This is a genomic window from Caballeronia sp. J97, assembly GCF_905220305.1.
Taxonomy (GTDB): domain Bacteria; phylum Pseudomonadota; class Gammaproteobacteria; order Burkholderiales; family Burkholderiaceae; genus Caballeronia.
On record NZ_CAJMZL010000004.1, the window covers coordinates 150696 to 168717 of the forward strand.

The 18022-nt window shown below is 65.4% G+C and carries 18 protein-coding genes; 15 read left to right on the forward strand and 3 right to left on the reverse strand.

The window, feature by feature from the left end; genetic code table 11:
- Positions 1-17 precede the first annotated feature (17 nt).
- Together U4Y90_RS08955 and U4Y90_RS08960 are read right to left on the reverse strand one after the other, a co-directional pair.
- Positions 18-839 carry a type III pantothenate kinase gene (locus U4Y90_RS08955; RefSeq protein ID WP_321794214.1) on the reverse strand — a complete coding sequence of 274 codons (822 nt, stop codon included), beginning with the start codon at positions 837-839 and terminating at the stop codon, positions 18-20.
- Complete coding sequence (locus tag U4Y90_RS08960) at positions 836-1723, reverse strand: biotin--[acetyl-CoA-carboxylase] ligase (RefSeq protein ID WP_321794215.1); 888 nt, start codon at positions 1721-1723, stop codon at positions 836-838. The genes U4Y90_RS08955 and U4Y90_RS08960 overlap by 4 nt, the downstream gene beginning before the upstream one ends.
- Positions 1724-2179: 456 nt before the next feature.
- On the opposite strand from U4Y90_RS08960, the gene U4Y90_RS08965 reads away from it, so the two are divergent.
- The 10 genes from U4Y90_RS08965 to U4Y90_RS09010 all read left to right on the forward strand — a co-directional run bounded on the left by U4Y90_RS08965 (position 2180) and on the right by U4Y90_RS09010 (position 10947).
- Positions 2180-3307, forward strand: coding sequence for an ABC transporter permease (locus U4Y90_RS08965; protein ID WP_321794216.1), 1128 nt, complete (start codon positions 2180-2182; stop codon positions 3305-3307).
- Positions 3308-3312: 5 nt separating this feature from the next.
- Positions 3313-4191 (forward strand): ABC transporter ATP-binding protein, encoded by an 879-nt coding sequence (locus U4Y90_RS08970; protein ID WP_321794217.1) that lies wholly within the window; start codon positions 3313-3315, stop codon positions 4189-4191.
- Between the two features lie 34 nt (positions 4192-4225).
- Positions 4226-5185, forward strand: a complete 960-nt coding sequence (locus tag U4Y90_RS08975) for an MlaD family protein (RefSeq protein WP_321794218.1) — start codon at positions 4226-4228, stop codon at positions 5183-5185.
- Positions 5186-5198: 13 nt separating this feature from the next.
- Positions 5199-5825 carry an ABC-type transport auxiliary lipoprotein family protein gene (locus U4Y90_RS08980; RefSeq protein WP_321794219.1) on the forward strand — a complete coding sequence of 209 codons (627 nt, stop codon included), beginning with the start codon at positions 5199-5201 and terminating at the stop codon, positions 5823-5825.
- Positions 5826-5874: 49 nt separating this feature from the next.
- Entirely contained in the window at positions 5875-7047 is a 1173-nt protein-coding gene (locus U4Y90_RS08985) for a VanZ family protein (RefSeq protein WP_321794220.1), read from the forward strand.
- A 58-nt stretch (positions 7048-7105) separates the two neighbouring features.
- Entirely contained in the window at positions 7106-7435 is a 330-nt protein-coding gene (locus U4Y90_RS08990) for a (2Fe-2S) ferredoxin domain-containing protein (RefSeq protein ID WP_321794221.1), read from the forward strand.
- The gene (locus U4Y90_RS08995; protein WP_321794222.1) at positions 7432-8067 is read left to right on the forward strand and encodes an alpha/beta hydrolase; all 636 of its coding nucleotides are present in this window, start codon (positions 7432-7434) and stop codon (positions 8065-8067) included. Before U4Y90_RS08990 ends, U4Y90_RS08995 begins: the two co-directional genes overlap by 4 nt.
- A 414-nt stretch (positions 8068-8481) precedes the next feature.
- Positions 8482-9684 carry a D-alanyl-D-alanine carboxypeptidase family protein gene (locus tag U4Y90_RS09000; RefSeq protein WP_321794223.1) on the forward strand — a complete coding sequence of 401 codons (1203 nt, stop codon included), beginning with the start codon at positions 8482-8484 and terminating at the stop codon, positions 9682-9684.
- Between the two features lie 28 nt (positions 9685-9712).
- Positions 9713-10624, forward strand: coding sequence for a D-amino acid aminotransferase (locus U4Y90_RS09005; protein WP_321794224.1), 912 nt, complete (start codon positions 9713-9715; stop codon positions 10622-10624).
- A gap of 11 nt (positions 10625-10635) precedes the next feature.
- A complete protein-coding gene (locus U4Y90_RS09010) occupies positions 10636-10947 on the forward strand; it encodes a DUF493 family protein (RefSeq protein ID WP_321794225.1) in 312 nt (103 codons plus the stop codon).
- On the opposite strand, the gene U4Y90_RS09015 is transcribed toward U4Y90_RS09010, so the two are convergent.
- The gene (locus tag U4Y90_RS09015) at positions 10931-11884 is read right to left on the reverse strand and encodes a transcriptional regulator GcvA (RefSeq protein WP_321794226.1); all 954 of its coding nucleotides are present in this window, start codon (positions 11882-11884) and stop codon (positions 10931-10933) included. The genes U4Y90_RS09010 and U4Y90_RS09015 overlap by 17 nt on opposite strands.
- A 123-nt stretch (positions 11885-12007) precedes the next feature.
- Between U4Y90_RS09015 and U4Y90_RS09020 the strand changes: the two genes are divergently transcribed.
- The 5 genes from U4Y90_RS09020 (at position 12008) to U4Y90_RS09040 (ending at position 18005) form a co-directional block, all read left to right on the forward strand.
- Positions 12008-12334 (forward strand): DUF2917 domain-containing protein, encoded by a 327-nt coding sequence (locus tag U4Y90_RS09020; RefSeq protein WP_321794227.1) that lies wholly within the window; start codon positions 12008-12010, stop codon positions 12332-12334.
- A gap of 84 nt (positions 12335-12418) precedes the next feature.
- Complete coding sequence (lipB, locus tag U4Y90_RS09025) at positions 12419-13201, forward strand: lipoyl(octanoyl) transferase LipB (protein ID WP_321794228.1); 783 nt, start codon at positions 12419-12421, stop codon at positions 13199-13201.
- Positions 13198-14199 carry a lipoyl synthase gene (gene lipA, locus U4Y90_RS09030; RefSeq protein ID WP_321794229.1) on the forward strand — a complete coding sequence of 334 codons (1002 nt, stop codon included), beginning with the start codon at positions 13198-13200 and terminating at the stop codon, positions 14197-14199. The genes lipB and lipA overlap by 4 nt, the downstream gene beginning before the upstream one ends.
- Positions 14200-14688: 489 nt before the next feature.
- The gene (locus U4Y90_RS09035) at positions 14689-15978 is read left to right on the forward strand and encodes a dicarboxylate/amino acid:cation symporter (protein ID WP_321794230.1); all 1290 of its coding nucleotides are present in this window, start codon (positions 14689-14691) and stop codon (positions 15976-15978) included.
- Between the two features lie 32 nt (positions 15979-16010).
- Complete coding sequence (locus tag U4Y90_RS09040; RefSeq protein ID WP_415749317.1) at positions 16011-18005, forward strand: sensor histidine kinase; 1995 nt, start codon at positions 16011-16013, stop codon at positions 18003-18005.
- Positions 18006-18022 lie beyond the last annotated feature (17 nt).

Sequence of the window (18022 nt, forward strand, 5' to 3'; positions counted from 1 at the left end):
TCAATCAGATCAGAAAGTCAGGATAAATGGCGCGCCGTCGCGTCGCGCGCGATGAGCGCGAGGCCGGACAGCACGAGGGAATCGTGGCGAGTATGGGGGACGTCGAGCGCGCCCGCGATTTCATTGGCAGCGCCGCCGCCGAGCACGAGCCGGACTTCGGCGTGCCAGTCCGCTTTCAGGTCGCGCCACGCGCGCTCGATCAGACTCGCCTGCGCGAGCAGACATCCGGCCGAGAGCGCGGCGGCGGTATCGGTGGCGAAGAGACTGCGCGTCTGCGTGAGCGCCTCGCGCGCCGATGCGGCGTCGAGCGTCGGCAATTGCGCCGTATGGCTGCCGAGCGATTCCATCATCAGCGACCAGCCGGGCGCGATCAGGCCGCCGGTGAACACGCCGTCGGCACGCAGCGCCTCGAGCGTCGTCGCGGTGCCGAAGGTCGCGACCAGCAGATGTTCGCCCGGATAGGCCGCGCGCGCCGCGATCATGCCGGCCCAGCGATCGCTGCCGAGCCGCGTCGGGTCGGCGTAGCTGTTGATCACCCCGCATTGCTCGGCGCGCGCGCGCACGACGGTGCGCGGCAGCGTCGGCCAGCGCGCGTCGAGCAGGCGCTGGATGCGGTTCTGCACCGGCATGCCGGCGACGTTCGAAATCCATGCGCTCGCCGGCGTGGGCAACTCGGACCAGTCGGCGAGGGCGGCGTCGTCGGCGGCGGTCGAGTGATGCGCGTGTTCGAAGGCGCCGTGCGAGAGCGACGCGCCGGTTTCATCGACGAGCGACCATTTGATGCGGCTATTACCCGCGTCGATGAGCAGATACGGCGCATCGTGACCGGTGGACTTCACGGACGTTCCTTCGCAAGCCGCAGCGTCAGCTCGCCGGTGGTGACGGTGCGCGGGCCCTCGGGTGCGTCGATCATCAACTGGCCGCTTTCGTCGACGCCCGCTGCGATTCCGCGCGTGACTTCCATGCCTTGATCGATCAGCGCGACTTCGCGTCCGGCCCACGCGTGCGCGTCGAGCCAGCGCTGGCGGAACGGTTTGAAGCCTTCGGCCTCGAAGCGCGGCAGCGCTGCGTCGAGCGCGTTGAGGAGCGCGGCGAGCGTGTCGGTGAGATTGGCGTCGGGCCAGGCGCGCGCGAGCGCGGCCGGCGCGGTGCCGGGCGCGGACTGTGCGGAGAGCCGGTTCGCATCGTCCACTTGCGCGGCGAGTTGTTCCGCGCCGTGCAGGTTCATGCCGATGCCGATCACGACCGCCGTCGCGTCCGGTGTGTTCCACGCGGTTTCGATGAGAATCCCGGCGAGCTTGCCGTCGTCGAGCAGGACGTCGTTCGGCCACTTCAGCGCGGGACGCGCGGACGGCGTGAGCGGCAGGCGCGCGAGCGCATCGAGCACGGCGGTGCCGATGGCGAGACTCAAGCCCGACAAACCTTCGATCGGCCGCCGCAATACGCAGCCGACCGACATCAGCAGCGCGTTGCCCGGTTCCGCGAGCCACGCACGGCCGCGCCGTCCGCGTCCGGCGGATTGCGAATAAGCGACGCGCACGACGGGTGAAGGCGTGCCGCCGCGGCGCGCCGCGCGCAGATGGTCCATCAGGTCGGCGTTCGTGGAGCCCGTTTCGTCGACGATGTCAATGGTCCAGTCGCGAGCGGGCCGCTCGGCAAGCGCCGCGAGCCGGGTGCGGTCGATGCGCCAGGGCGCGTCGGGGGCGAAGGGGGAGGAGTTCATGGCGGCTATTGTAGCGGCGCGGGGGCCGTACGACGCCTGCGAAAATTGCAAACGAACGCGATGCGCAATCGCTTGCCGCAAGCCTCGGCGTAGCCCTGCCATGTGTCGAGTGTGGGCGCGTCTTTGCCGTTGGGCGGCGATGCGTCGAAAAGCGCTACGGCCGATGTAGTCTTGCGCATCGGTTCGGTGGTTTGCGGTGCGTGAGACCGGGCACCTCGCGCGCGAAGGACGGTATCGAAGGCGTCGTATGCGGCCCTTGACGCGACCGACCGCCTGATGCGGCGGCGGTAGAACGTGATCGTCCGCGGATCGAACACGTCTGAGATTACATATTTGCTACATTGAAAGACTAGCCACGGCGACCGGCCGAGCCGCGCCACCGTCACCGTGCCCCCGCGATACTCTTCGCTACAATGTCCACTTCCCTTTAACCGCGTCTCATCGCGCCATCGATCCTTGGACTTCGACACGCCGCCGCGCCTAAGAGTGGAAGCCGGTCAGCAGGGCAAGGTGGTCCGGCTTTCAGGCCAGTGGACCGCGCTCGCGCTCGCCCGTGATCGTGCGAAGAGCGGCGTTACGCGGCGGCTGCGCGCGATCGGGCGCGAGGCGATCGGCCAGTGGGATCTGTTGTCCGTCGAGCGGCTCGATCACGTCGGCGGGCAGGCGCTCTGGCGTGTCTGGGGCCGCAAGATGCCCGCGACCATCGCGCTGTCCGACACGCAACGCGAGATCTTCGAGCGCGTCGCGCTGCTCGACGCCGAACGCGAGGAACCGGAACCCGTCGATCGCGTCGATCCGGTCACGCGCCTCGGCCAGCTCATCTTCGATTTCTTCGATCACCTCTACGGCGGCCTCGCGATGTTCGGCGGCTTCGTGCTCGATCTCATCGGGCTCGTTCGGCGTCCGCAGCGAATTCCGTGGACGGAGATTTCCGCCAACATCTACAGCGCCGGCGCGCAGGCGCTCGCGATCACCGCGCTCGTCGCGTTTCTGATCGGCATCGTGCTGAGCTATCTGTCCGCGCAGCAACTGCAGGCGTTCGGCGCGAATCAGTACATCGTGAATATCCTCGGGCTTTCGGTGATCCGCGAGCTCGGGCCGGTGCTGTCCGCGATTCTCGTCGCCGGTCGCTCGGGCTCCGCGATCACCGCGCAGATCGGCGTGATGCGCGTCACCGAGGAACTCGACGCGATGCAGGTCATGGGCATCCCGCATGGCCTGCGCCTCGTGCTGCCGCGCGTGATCGCGCTCGGCGTCGCGATGCCGCTGCTCGTCATGTGGACCAACATCATCGCGCTGACCGGCGGCGCGGTCGCCGCGAAGCTGGTGCTGGCCATCGACATGAATTTCTTCATCCGCTCGCTGCCGTCGGTCGTGCCGATCGCCAATCTGTGGATCGGGCTCGGCAAGGGTGTCGTGTTCGGCATGCTGATCGCGCTCGCCGCGTGTCATTTCGGTTTCCGCATCAAGGCGAATTCGCAGAGTCTCGGCGAAGGCACGACGACGTCCGTGGTGACGTCGATCACCATCGTGATTCTCGCGGACGCCGTGTTCGCGATCCTGTTCCAGCACGTCGGACTCTGACCGCCATGTCGACCACGCTCGCCACCGCCGTCCGCCATCAGCCGCCGCCCGTCATCGCGGAGCCGGTGATCGAAGTGCGCGATCTCACCAAGCGTTACGGGCGCACGGTGATCCACGAGCATCTGAATCTGGATGTACGGCGCGGCGAGATCGTCGCGTTGCTGGGCGGTTCCGGCTCGGGCAAGACCACGCTCGTGCGGCAGATTCTCGGGCTGGAAGCGGCGACCTCGGGCACGATTCGCGTGCTCGGCGAGGAATGGGCGCGCATGGACGACGAAACCGCGAAGATGCTGCGCACGCGCTCGGGCATGATGTTTCAGCAAGGCGCGCTGTTCTCGTCGCTGACGGTGTATGACAACATCGCGCAGCCGTTTCGCGAGCTCGGCAAGATTCCCGAGGATCTGATCCGCGAGTTCGTGATGTTGAAGCTGGAGATGGTCGGCCTCTCCTGCAAGCACGCGAGCAAGATGCCGGCGGCGTTGTCGGGCGGGATGGTGAAGCGGGTCGGCATTGCGCGCGCGATCGCGCTCGAGCCCGAACTGCTCTTTCTCGACGAACCGACTGCCGGCCTCGATCCGAAGGCATCGGACGAATTCGTCGATCTGATCGCCACGCTGCATCGCGCGCTCGGACTGACGGTCGTGATGATCACGCACGATCTCGATACGATGGTCGCGCTCTCCACGCGCGTCGCGGTGCTCGCGGACCGGCGCGTGCTCGTCGCGGCGCCGGTGGAGGAGGCGTGCGCGGTGGATCATCCGTTCATCCGCGAGTATTTTCTGGGGCGGCGCGGACGCCGCGCGCTGCAGGCCTTGCCGGCCGAGCGCCGCGCGAAGCTGCCGCCGTCCGCGCTCGAAGACGCGTCGATCGCCGTGAACAAGTGAGCGCGCGAAGCACGCGCGCTAGAGGAACCTGCCGATGGAAAACAAATCACACGCGTTCTGGACGGGGCTTTTCACGATCGTTCTCGTGCTGGCCATCGCGTTCGCCGCGTTCTTCTTCAACGTGGACCGGACCGTGCGCGTGCCTTACGACCTCATCGCGCGCACCAATGTCACCGGACTTTTCACGGACGCGGCCGTGCGCTATCGCGGTCTGGGCGTCGGCAAGGTGCAGTCGATCAGCTTCGACAAGAGTCATCCGGGGCAGATCCGCATCCGCATTCTCGTCGACAAGAACGCGCCGATGACGCACTCGACCTTCGCGACGCTCGGCTTTCAGGGCGTGACGGGTATCGCGTTCGTGCAACTCGACGACACCGGCAACGATCCGACCGCGCTGGCTTCGTCGCCGCAGCACGTTGCCGAAGTGCCGATGCGCCCGGGCCTGTTCGAGCAGTTGCAGCAGCGCGGCGACGTGATCCTGAAGAAGTTCGAGCGCCTCGCCGACGACGCCGACAAGTTCCTCTCCGACGACGTGCGCAATCAGCTCATGGCGACGACGAAGAGCCTGCAGGGCGCGGCCGACGGCATCGCGACACTGGCGAGCCAGGTCCAGCCCGCGACTGCACAACTGCCGCAGACGCTCAAGCAGATCGACGCCACGCTCGCCTCGACCAACAAGTTCGTGCAGAACCTGAATCGGCCCGACGGCCCATTCGTCACCAATCTGAACAAGGCGGGCAAGGCCGCGGAAGACGCGAGCGCGGCGCTCGCCGACATGAACGAATCGCTGCGCTTCGTGACGGCGCGCGTCGGCTTCGAGGCGTTGCCGCGCTTCTACTCGTTCAGCGACGACGTGAGCGCGGCGGCGCGTTCCGTCGATCGCGCCGCCGACGCGTTCAGCACCAATCCGCGCAGCGTGCTCTTCGGCGCGCCGCAGAAGGAGCCCGGACCGGGCGAGCCGGGCTTCACGTGGCCCGCGAAAGCAGCGCATTGATCGAGACAACGACATGGCAGACATCGACATGAAAGGAGCGATCGCGGCGTTCGCGCTCGGCTGCGTCACCTTGCTCGCGGGGTGCGGATCGACCTCGACCGCGATGCCGGACGCGCGTTACGACCTCGGCGCGACGCCCGCCGCCAGCGCGAGCGCCAGCGGCTTGCCGATGCCGCCGGTGAAAGTGCTCGCCGTGGCCGCGCCGCGCAGTCTCGAAAGCGACGCGTTCGCGTATCGGTTGAGCTACGTCGACGCACAGCGCACCGGAAACTATTCGAACAGCCATTGGACGATGCCGCCCGCGCAACTGCTGACGCAGCGCCTGCGCGAGGCGCTCGCGGCACGCGGCCCGATCCTGTCGGGCGCCGATCCGGTGCGCGCCGTGCCGCTGCTCGAAGTCGAGCTGACGAGCTTCGAGCAGGTTTTCGACGCGCCCGAGCAAAGCCACGGGCTCGTGTCGGTGCGCGCGACGCTCACGCAGCAGGGCCGTGTGGTCGGCCAGCGCAGCTTCGCCGCGAGCGCGCCCGCACCGAGCGCCGACGCGCCCGGCGGCGCCCGGGCGCTCGCGGCCGCATCGGACGACGTGATCGCGCAACTTTCCGCGTGGCTCGCCGCGCAGCCCCTTTCCGCTTCACGATGATCTTCGGCAGCTTCACCCTCCGCCCTGCACGAAGGCGTCCGGGCGGCTCATGACGATCAAGCAATGGCAGCGCCGCCCGTCGGCGTTTTCCCGGCAGGCGCTCGCCGCGTATGCGGCGCTCGTCGTCTATGGTTCGCTCTATCCGTTTTCCGGCTGGCGCTCGCTCGGTCTGAGCCCGCTCGCGTTTCTGCTCGATCCGCTGCCGCAATATCTGACCGTTTTCGATGTCGTCACCAATGTGCTCGGCTACATGCCGCTCGGCGCGCTGATCGTGCTCGCGCTCTATCCGCGCGTGCGCGGCACGCTCGCGGTGGGCGCGGCGCTGATCGGCGGCGCGCTGCTCTCCGGCACGATGGAAGCGATCCAGACGTATCTGCCGACGCGCGTCGCATCGAATCTCGATCTCGCCGCCAATGCGTTCGGCGCGCTCGTCGGCGGCGTGCTGATCGCGCCGGCGACGAGCGCGCTGCTCGATCGCGGCCTTTTGCGGCGCATCCGCTTCGCCTGGTTCGAGCGCGACGCGGCCTATGTCCTCGGGCTGACCGCGCTCTGGCCTTTCGCGGCGATGTTCCCCGCGCCGTATCTCTTCGGCGGCGGCGATCTGCCGCGCGTGCTGTGGGACGAGCTCGATCCGGCGATGCAGGACGCGATCCTCGCGTGGACGCCCGCCGCGTGGGACGTCGAAAGCTGGCCGGACCGGCTGGGCGCGCTCCTGCCGGACGACACATGGGAAGCGCTGATCACGTCGACGGGTCTGTTCGCGGCGCTCGTGCTCGCGACCCTGCTCACGAGAAAACGCGCGCCGCGCATCCGGCTGATGCTCGGCCTGATCGCGATGACGATCTTCGCGAAAGCGGGGGCGACCTTCCTGCAATCGCGCGCGGGCCTGACCTTCGACTGGGCGACGGACGGCGCGCTCGAAGGCATCGCCATCGCGACGATCTTGGGCGCGCTGTCGGTGTCGCTGCCGCGCGGCCTGAGAGCGGCGCTCGCGGGCGCGGCGCTCGTCGTCTCGCTCGCGCTCGTCAATCTGCTGCCGGTGAATCCGTATTTCGACATCGTGCTCGCCGACTGGCGGCAGGGACGCTATCTGCATTTCAACGGCCTCGCGCACTGGCTCGCATGGGTGTGGCCGTATGCGGCGCTCGGCTGGCTCGCGTCGGCGGCGGAGCGCGCGTGGCTCGCGCGCCGCCGCGCGCGCCGCGACGCCCGCTCCCCATAAGGAGCGGGCACGAACATCGCTGGCTATAATCGACCGACACTCTCACCGCACCACGCTCATGGATTCCTTCTACAAGTACCACGTGTTTTTCTGCCTGAACCAGCGCGATGCCGATGCGCCGCGTCCTAGCTGCGCGAACTGCAACGCGCAGACCATGCAGGAGCACGCCAAAAAACGCGTGAAGCAACTGGGCCTCGCGGGCGAAGGCAAGGTGCGCATCAACAAGGCGGGGTGCCTCGACCGCTGCGAACTGGGACCGGTGGTGGTCGTGTATCCGGAAGGCACGTGGTACACGTACGTCGACGAAACCGACATCGACGAAATCGTGGACTCGCATCTGGCCAACGGCAAAATCGTCGAACGTCTTCTGATCGATCAACCCGCATGAACGCGCAAACCGAAAAATTCCTGATCGACGGGCCGGTCGGCAAGATCGAATGCGCGCTCGACCGCACCGATGCCAATGGCCGACCCGCGCGCGGCATCGCGCTCGTCGCGCATCCGCATCCGCTCTTCGGCGGCACGATGGACAACAAGGTCGCGCAGACGCTCGCGCGCACCATGGTTCAACTCGGCTACGTGACGTATCGCTCGAATTTCCGCGGCGTCGGGCAGACGGGCGGCGAGCATGACAACGGCATCGGCGAGCAGGACGATCTGCTCGCGCTGATCGATCACATGCGCGCGCAACCCGGCCAGGCCGACGTGCCGCTCGTGCTCGCGGGCTTTTCGTTCGGCACCTTCGTGCTGTCGCATGTCGCGAAGCGCATGCTCGAAGCGGGCAAGGAAATCGAGCGCATGGTGTTCGTCGGCACGGCGGCGAGCCGCTGGGACGTCGCGCCCGTGCCCGACACCACGCTCGTGATCCACGGCGAAGTCGACGACACCGTGCCGATTCAATCCGTCTACGACTGGGCGCGGCCGCAGGAACTGCCGGTCGTCGTGATCCCGGGCGGCGAGCATTTCTTCCACCGCAAGCTGCATATTCTCAAGCGCGTGATCGTCGACGCCTGGCGTTGAGCGGTCCTTCGTCCAGCGAGCCGCGCAAGGTCTTCGAATGGCTTTGCGCGCGCTCGCGCGTCGATCGGTAAAACCGGCTAGGCGTAGCCTGAAAAACGTTAAAACGAGCGTCGACTGCGCAGAATCGAAGGAAAACGGAAGCGGCCCGCGCGTATAATGGCGCAGAATTTTTTCACTGTTTCCGGCCACGCGACGTTCTCGTGAACGCATCGCGGTCGTCGAAACCCGGCTTCAGAGAACCGTTTTTGCGTCCGTCTGTCGAACGAGCGCTTCTTCGCCGCGGCGCCGCGCGTGCCGCTGTCCTGGCGAAAAGCCCGACCGGCAGCGACGGTCAGCCTGTTCAACCCGTGCTTCGCCGATCATCCGATCCTCGATCGTCATCGTCGCAGCGTGCTTTTTCCGCCGATCGATCCTATGCGCTTTGTCCCTTCCGGCTTGTCTCTTCCTTCTATTTCCGTTTCCGCAAAAGCTGCTCTCGTTCTGCCCGCCGTGCTGGCCGCAGCGAGCGCTTTCGCGCAAGTCGCGCCGCCCGAAGTGACGGCCCGTTCGTGGGTGCTCGTCGACGCCACCAGCAATCAGGTGCTCGCGTCGGGCAATCCTGACGAACGCGTCGAGCCCGCATCGCTCACGAAGCTGATGACCGCGTATCTCGTCTTCGATGCGCTGAAGTCCAAGAAGATCAACATGGATCAGACCGTCATGCCGAGCGAGGCCGTGCGCCGCGTGCGCACGGACGAGTCGCGCATGTTCATCGAAGCGAACAAGCCGGTCACCGTGCACGATCTCGTGTACGGCATGATCATTCAGTCGGGCAACGACGCGGCCATCGCGCTCGCGGAGCTCGTCGGCGGCAGCGAAGGCAACTTCGTGACGCTGATGAACGCGGCGGCGAAGCGCATCGGCATGAAGAACACGAACTTCGCCGACGTGAACGGCATGCCAGATCCGCAGCACTACACGACCGCCGGCGATCTCGCCGTGCTGTCCACGCGCCTCATCCGCGACTTCCCCGAGTACTACAGCATCTTCTCGGTGAAGGACTTCACCTACAACAAGATCAAGCAGCCGAACCGCAACCGCCTGCTGTGGCTCGATCCGACCGTCGACGGCCTCAAGACCGGCCACACGAAGGCCGCGGGCTACTGCCTGATCGCGACCGCGAAGCGCTCGCTCGTCGGCGTGCCCGACGCGAGCCGCCGTCTCGTCGCCGTGATGATGGGCGAGCCGAAAGAGCACAACCGCGTGCAGGACAGCCTGAAGATGCTGAACTACGGCTACACCGCGTACGACGCGCTGCGTCTGTACAAGGCGAATCAGGTGATCGAATCGCCGCGCGTGTACAAGGGCGCGGCCGACAACGTGCAGGCCGGCGTCACGACGGATCAGTACATCACCGTGCCGAAGGGGCTCGGCGAGAAGGTCAAGCCGACCGTCACGCACGACAATCTCATCGTCGCGCCGATCAAGAAGGGTCAGCAGATCGGCACCGTCAAGATGGTCGCCGACGGCAAGGAAGTCGCGCAGTTCCCGCTCGTCGCGCTGCAGGACGTGCCGGAAGCGGGCATCTTCGGCCGCCTGTGGGACTCGGCGCTGCTGTGGTGGCAAAAGCGCAAGTAATCGACGAGCTGAAAAAGGAGCGGTCCCGATGAGCCAAGCCGAAGTATTCGATCCGACGGTCTATCTGAACGGCGAGTGGGGGCCGCTTTCCGAAGCGCGCATTCCCGTGCTCGATCGCGGGTTCATCTTCGGCGACGGCGTGTATGAAGTCGTGCCGCTCTACGCGCAAGCCGATGGCGCGCGCCTGCCATTCCGGCTCAGGCAGCATCTCGCGCGGCTCGATCGCAGTCTGGGCAAGATCCGCATCGACAATCCGTTCGACGAGGCCGGCTGGCGTGCCCTGATCGATCGCGCCATTCAGGAGAACGCCGGCAACGGCGACGCGCTCGTCTATATCCAGGTGACGCGCGGCGTCGCGAAGCGGCGCGGACACGCGTTCCCGGCGGGCATCACGCCGACCGTGTTCGTCATGCTCGGCCAGCTCGTGTTTCCGGGCATGGCGGATCGCGCGCGCGGCGCCGTGGCCGTGACCGCCGAAGACAAACGCTGGCTGCATTGCGACATCAAATCGATTTCGCTGCTCGGCAACGTGCTGATGGCGCAGCACGCCGCCGAAAACGATGCGCTCGAAACCATCCAGCTGCGCGACGGCTTGCTTACCGAAGGTTCGTCCTCAAATGTATGGATCGTGAAGGGCGGCACGCTGCTGGGCGCGCCGCGCGGACCGCGCATTCTCGAAGGCATCCGCTACGGGCTGATCGAGGAGCTGGCGCGCGAGAAGGGCATTGCTTTCGAGGAGCGCGACATCACCGAAGCCGAGTTGCGTTCGGCCGACGAGATCATGATCAGCTCCGCGACCAAGGAAGTCATGCCGATCACGACGCTCGACGGCAAGAGCGTCGGCGACGGCCGCCCCGGCCCGGTCTATGCTGCACTGTACGACGCCTACCAGCAGGCCAAAGCGCGCGAATTCGCGCAAGAGCGGAACGGCGCGAAGTGAAGGAGAAAGTCATGACCGATTCGAAACCGCAATCCACCGATCCGACCGACAGCGCGAAGCACAGCGCCGACGAACTGTTCGACTTCCCGTGCGATTTCCCGATCAAGGTGATGGGCAAGACGCATCCGGAATTCCACGACACGATCGTCGAAGTGCTCAAGGGCTTCGACAAAGACTTCGATGCGTCGCGTGTCGAAGCGCGCCCGTCGTCCGGCGGCAACTACACCGGCCTCACCTGTACCGTGCGGGCGCAGAACCGCGCGCATCTGGACGACATCTATCGCGCGCTGACCGGCCATCCGATGGTCAAGGTAGTGCTTTGATCTTGCCCGCGGGCGCATCGCACACGGCCGGCGTGCGTTCGTAGAGCAGCCTGAACTGCTCGGCTTCCTCGAAAACCCATTCTCTGAACGCCTGTACGCGCTTCGTTTGAAGGAGCGCCGTCGGGCACACGAAGTAGTATTTCCATGGGCTCGGGCCGTCGACGTTGAACAGCCGCACGAGGCGTCCCGCCAGGATCTCCTGCATCGCGAGCGAGCGCCGCACGAGCGCGACACCCTGACCGTCGATGGCCGCCTGCAGCAGATTCGACGAATCCTCATACAAGACGCCGCGCTTCGGTTCGGGAAGATCGGCGAGTCCGGCCGCGTCGAACCACGGGCGCCACAACTCCTCGTCGGACCGCAAGAGCGGCGTGGACGCGAGATCGCGCGGTACGCGCGGCAGCTCGCCGCCCCGGAAATTCGGCGAGCAGGCCGGAAAGAACACTTCGTCGAGCAATTCCTCCGTGTGCAGCCCCGCGTACTTGCCGTAGCCGAAGCGAATCGCGACATCCACGTCGTCGCGGTTGAAGTCGGTGAGCGCGTTCGTCGACAGCAATTCGAGATCGACTTCCGGGTGTTTCTCGATGAACCGTCCAACGCGCGGTGTGAGCCAGCGCGCCGAAAAAGACGACAACATCGACACGATCAGGCGCCGGTCGCGGTCGCCCGAGCGGATGCGGCGCGTCGATTCCGCCAGCGCGACGAGCGCCGCGCGCACTTCGGTGGCGTACCGCTTGCCGCGCTCGGTGAGACGCACGCGCTTGCCGTCGCGCGCGAACAGCGACACGCCGAGCTCGGCTTCCAGAGCGCGAATCTGATGACTGACCGCGCCGTGCGTGACGAAAAGTTCGTCGGCGGCGCGGGAAAAGCTTTCGTGTCGGGCGGCGGCCTCGAAGGCGCGCAGCGCGTTCAGCGCGGGAAGCTGGCGGAGGTCCATGTGGATTCTCGGCGTTATCGTTGTGAATACAGCTCACATAGCGGTGAAAATTGATCGTTTTGCCTGATGCCTTGTCACGCCTAGGATTGTAGTCATCGAAACGTTCCCTTGGCGGAGTGGATCATGCGAGAAATATCAACAAGCGTCACTTTCGAAATCAAGCCTGGCGAAACCGTGCCGATGCGCATCGCACGCGGCACGCGCCTGAGTGTGCAAGGAAGCGCCGTCTGGGCGACGCGCAGCAACGACATCGAGGATTACTGGCTCGTGCCAGGCGACAACCTCAGGCTGCGCGAACGCGAACGGCTCTGGCTTTCCGTCGAGGGCGACCGTCCGGCCTACGTCGTTTTCACGATCCTGCCGCGTTGCGACGAGCGCGCGATGCACTGGGTTTCGACGCGCATCGAGCGTTTGGCGCAGCGCCTGCGCTCGGGATGGCGCACCGTCTGAGCGTCAACTATTCGAATTTGCCATCGCAGGCATGCGAATTCACCATCGGCGGGCATGGGCCTATTTCGGTAAACTACCGGCACCATGTCCGCCACACCGCTCGCAGTCCCACACGAAATCCACGACGCGCCCGACACCGTGCTCAGTTCCGGTGAGTTTCCGGTCGCGCTGCGCTGGCGCGGCCTCGAGCCGTACGGCGAGAGCTTCGACGCGATGCGCGCCTTCACCGACGCCCGCACGCCCGATACGCAGGACGAAATCTGGCTCGTCGAGCATCCGCCGGTCTTCACGCTCGGTCTCGCGGGCGATCCGGCGCATCTGCTGCTCGCCGAAAGCGGCATTCCGCTCGTCAAGGTGGATCGCGGCGGACAGATCACGTATCACGGACCGGGGCAGATCGTCGCTTATCTGCTGATCGATCTGCGCCGCCGCAAGCTGATGGTGCGCGAGCTGGTGCGGCGCATCGAAGAGGCCGTGATCGAAACTCTCGCGACGTATAATCTCGCCACTGACCGCAAGGCCGGCGCGCCCGGCATTTACGTGGCGCGGCCATCGGCGCGGCAGGCCGAAGTACATCCGAACGTTCGTCTGCACGAACTGCATGAAGGCGCGAAGATCGCCGCGCTCGGACTCAAGATTCGCAACGGCTGCAGTTATCACGGCGTGAGTCTCAATGTGCGCATGGACTTGCAGCCGTTCCTCGCAATCAACCCGTGTGGCTACGCGGGGCTCGAAACGGTCGACATGGCGACGCTCGGCGTCGCGGCCGACTGGCGCGACGTAGCTCTCGTGCTGGCCGAACGGCTGGCGCTTCAAATCGGCGGCCTCCCCGCAATTGCCGCTGCAACAACCGGATCGACCGAATGACTGACGCAACCGCAAACCTGGCTGGCGATACCGCCGCTTCTGCTTCGTCGCCCACCGCTTACGACGCCACTGCAAAGCAGAAGGCACAAGCGAAGACGTCGAGAATTCCGATCAAGGTCATCCCGATCGAGAAGCTGAAGAAGCCGGACTGGATCCGTGTGCGCACCGCGACGGGCAACTCGCGCTTCTACGAGATCAAGCAGATTCTGCGTGAGCACAACCTGCATACGGTGTGCGAGGAGGCGAGCTGCCCGAACATCGGCGAGTGCTTCGGCAAGGGCACGGCGACGTTCATGATCATGGGCGACAAGTGCACGCGCCGCTGCCCGTTCTGCGACGTCGGCCACGGCCGCCCCGATCCGCTCGACGCGGACGAGCCGCTGAATCTCGCGCGCACCATCGGCGCGCTGAAACTGAAGTACGTGGTGATCACGTCCGTCGATCGCGACGATCTGCGCGATGGCGGCGCGGCGCACTTCGTCGAATGCATCAGGCAGGTTCGCGAGCATTCTCCGGAAACGCGCATCGAGATTCTGACGCCGGATTTCCGTGGCCGTCTGGATCGCGCGATCGGCATTCTGACCGCCGCCCCGCCCGACGTGATGAATCACAATCTCGAAACGGTGCCGCGTCTTTACAAGGAAGCGCGTCCGGGTTCGGACTATCACCACTCGCTGAAGCTGCTGAAGGACTTCAAGGCGCTGCATCCGGAAGTCGCGACGAAATCGGGGCTGATGGTCGGTCTCGGCGAAACGGAAGAGGAAATTCTTCAGGTGATGCGCGATCTGCGCGCGCACGACGTCGACATGCTGACGATCGGACAGTATTTACAGCCGTCGGAGCACCATCTGCCGGTGCGAGCCTACGTGCACCCGGATACGTTCAAGATGTACGAGGAAGAGGCGTACAAGATGGGCTTCACGCATGCGGCCGTCGGCGCGATGGTGCGTTCGAGCTATCACGCGGATCTGCAAGCGCATGGAGCGGGCGTGGTTTGAGCGGACCCGGCGGCTCGGCTCGCAGAGAAAACCCACGGGCGACCGTGGGTTTTTTGTTATCCGTGCACTAGGCCGAACACAACCCGGCGATCGCGCCGGAAAGGCCCGCCGATCGCTCACATGAGCGCCACCGTCGTCCAGAACGCCAGACACCCGCATTCCGGATTTCCGGAAACCCGGACGCCGCGCCGCGCCGCGCTAAGAAAAATCTCGAAAAATCATAAACTTAAGCGAAGCTTAAAACTGGCATTCCCCTTGCGATATAAGTGGCACGGCCCATGAGCCGCCCATAAAAGTCAAGGAGACACGCCGATGACCCCTCTCGCATCCAAACGTCCCTGAATCCGTCGACGAAGCGGCTATCGCTTACGCGGCGCGATTCGGCGTGCGCATCCCACAGATTCATCCGCGCATCCAGAACGCTTCCGCGCGTCAACGCTCGCCGCTGGCCCTACTTCCGCCAACTGCTTGTCATTGCCTGGAAACATCGTGAAAAAACCTATCCATAAAGTCCTGTACGTGCAGGTGATCGTGGCCATCATCATCGGCATCGCGCTCGGGCACTTCTATCCCGCTCTCGCCACCGACATGAAGCCGCTCGGCGACGGATTCATCAAACTCATCAAGATGGTGATCGGGCCGATCATCTTCTGTACCGTCGTGACCGGTATCGCCGGCATGGAGGACATGAAGAAGGTCGGGCGCGTCGGCGGCAAGGCGCTGCTGTACTTCGAAATCGTGTCGACGTTCGCGCTGATTCTCGGTCTCGCCGCGACGCACATCCTGAAGCCGGGCGTCGGCTTCAACGTCGATCCGTCGACGCTCGACCACAAGGCCGTCGATTCCTTCGCGACGAAGGCGCACGGCCAGAGCACGGTCGACTTCTTCCTGCACATCATCCCGGACACGCTGGTGTCGGCGTTCGCGCAGGGTGAAATCCTGCAGATCCTGCTGATTGCACTGCTGTTCGGCGCAGTGCTCGCGCATATCGGCGAACGCGGCAAGGTGGTGACGACGTTCATCGAAGGTCTGTCGAGTATCCTGTTCGGCATGGTCGGCATCATCACGAAGCTCGCGCCGATCGGTGCGTTCGGCGCGATGGCGTTTACCATCGGCAAGTACGGCATCGGCTCGCTGCTGCCGATGCTCAAGCTGATCGGCACGTTCTATCTGACGTCGATCATCTTCGTCGTGTTCGTGCTCGGCGCGATCGCGCGCATGGTCGGCTTCTCGATCCTGAAGTTCGTCGCGTACATCAAGGAAGAGATGCTGATCGTGCTCGGCACGTCGTCGTCGGAAGCGGCGCTCCCGCAACTGATGCTCAAGCTCGAAAAGCTCGGCTGCTCGCGTTCGGTCGTGGGTCTCGTCGTGCCGACCGGCTACTCGTTCAACCTCGACGGCACCAACATCTACATGACGATGGCCGTGCTGTTCATCGCGCAGGCGACCAACACCGACCTCTCGTGGGGCCAGCAGTTGACGCTGCTCGCGGTCACGATGCTCACGTCGAAGGGCGCGAGCGGCGTGACCGGCGCGGGCTTCATCACGCTGGCGGCGACGCTGGCCGTCGTGCCGACGATTCCGCTCGCGGGCATGGTGCTGATTCTCGGCATCGACCGCTTCATGTCGGAATGCCGCGCGCTGACCAATATCGTCGGCAACGGCGTGGCGACGGTCGTCGTGTCGGCATGGGAGAAGGAGCTCGACCGGAGCAAGCTGAAAGCGGCGTTGTCGCGTGATGTCGACGTGACCGACACCGAAGAAGCGAAGTCGGCGTAAGCACGTCATCAGCGATTCCCGGACACGCGATCATGCAAGCGGCGAAGCCTCAGTCTGCGAGTGCTTCGCCGCAGCCGTTTTCGGCGGCTGATCGCGCCCAGGCGTATGACACAATGGCAGATCCTCTCTCGCGGGAATCTGCTCACGTGTCGCGCCGCATCCTCGTGTTTTTCGCGCTTTTCGCCGCGCTCGTGGCGTGCTGCGCGCTCACGTGGCATCTCGCGTGGCAAAGCGGCATCGACGAACTGAGGCTCAATGCCGCCGCGCGCGTCGATCGCACGACGAATACGCTCAAGAGCACGCTCGACCGTTACGAATATCTGCCGTATTTGCTGTCGCGGCATCCGGTCGTGCAGGACGTGCTCGATCATCCGGATCGCGCCAGCGTCGAACGCGCGAACCGCTATCTCGAAGATCTCAACGCGCGCGCGCACGCCACCGTCACATATCTGATCCGCGCGAACGGAATCAGTGTCGCGGCGAGCAACTGGAACGCGGCGGACAGCTTCGTCGGCGTGGACTATAACTTCCGGCCGTATTTCATCGACGCGATGAAAGGCGGCGTCGGCCGGTTCTTCGGCATCGGGACCATCTCGACCGAGCCCGGCTACTACATCTCGCAGCCGGTATATCGGGAAAACGAGCACGGGGGCGCGCGCGAGATCATCGGCGTCGTGGTCGTGAAGCTGAATCTCGAATGGCTCCAGGGCGCGGATGCGTCCGAGCCGCTCATCGTCACCGACGATCACGGCGTGATCTTTCTCTCGTCGGTGCCGGCGTGGAAATACCACACGGTTCGGCCGCTGCCGCAGAACATCGAGGCGTCCGTCTATGCGACGCGCCAGTACGCGCAGCAAGCGATCACGCCGCTGCCGATGACCATCGTGAAGACGCTGGAAGGCAGCGCGCAGATCGTGCGCGTCGGCGGCGGGCGCAACGCCCCGGCGTATCTCGCGACGCATCGTTCGATCGGCGAACCCGACTGGCAACTGATCACGATGGCCGCGCTCGATCCCGTAGAGAGCGCCGCGCAGAACGCGGTCATCGTCACCGCGCTCGTGTTCGTCTCGCTGTGCCTGCTCGCGTTCTACTGGCGCATGCGCCGTGCGCGCGTGCGCGAGATGATCCGGAGCCGCGAGATGCTGCAGACGGCGTATGCCGAATTGAATCAGCGCGTCGCGGAGCGCACGGCGGATCTGTCGGCGGCGAACGCGCAACTCACGAAGGAAGTGAACGAACGCACCCGCGCGGAACAGGACCTGCGCGCCGCGCACGACGAGCTCATTCAGGCGAGCAAGCTCGCCGCGCTCGGCCAGATGGCTGCGGGCATCACGCACGAACTGAATCAGCCGCTCGCCGCGTTGCGCAGTTTCTCCGACAACACGCGCGTGCTGATCGATCGCGGCGATCAGGCGGCGGCGCGCGAAAATCTCGAAGCGATTGCGTCGCTGACCGAGCGCATGGGCAACATCACGAACCAGTTGAAGCTGTTCGTCACGAAGGCGCGGCCGAAGAACGCGCGCGCGGACGTCGCGCGGGCGCTGCGCAATGTGTTCTCGATGCTGCGTCCGCGCATGAAGAACGCTGTCATCGATATCGCGCCGGAGCTCGCCGAAGACAGCGCGCCCGTTTTCGTGCGCTGCGAGGATTTGCGGCTCGAGCAGGTGTTCATCAACCTCATCGGCAACGCGCTCGACGCGGTCGCGTCGTGCGACAGGCCGCGCATCGTCATCGAGCTGAACGCGCACGCGGATACGGTCGAACTCATCGTGCGCGACAATGGTCCCGGCATTCCCGCCGATGCGCTGCCGCGTCTTTTCGAGCCGTTCTTCACGACGAAGGAAATGGGTCAGGGCCTGGGCCTCGGCCTCGCGATTTCATCGGCGATCGCGCGCGATTACGGCGGCACGCTCGTCGCGCGCAACCGCGAGGCGCCGATCGTCGCGGACGGTCCAGAAGGGGGCACGCAGGCCGACGCCGACCATTCGCATGGCGCGGAATTCGTGCTGACGCTGCGCCGCGCGTAACACTTTGCAGAGGCAAG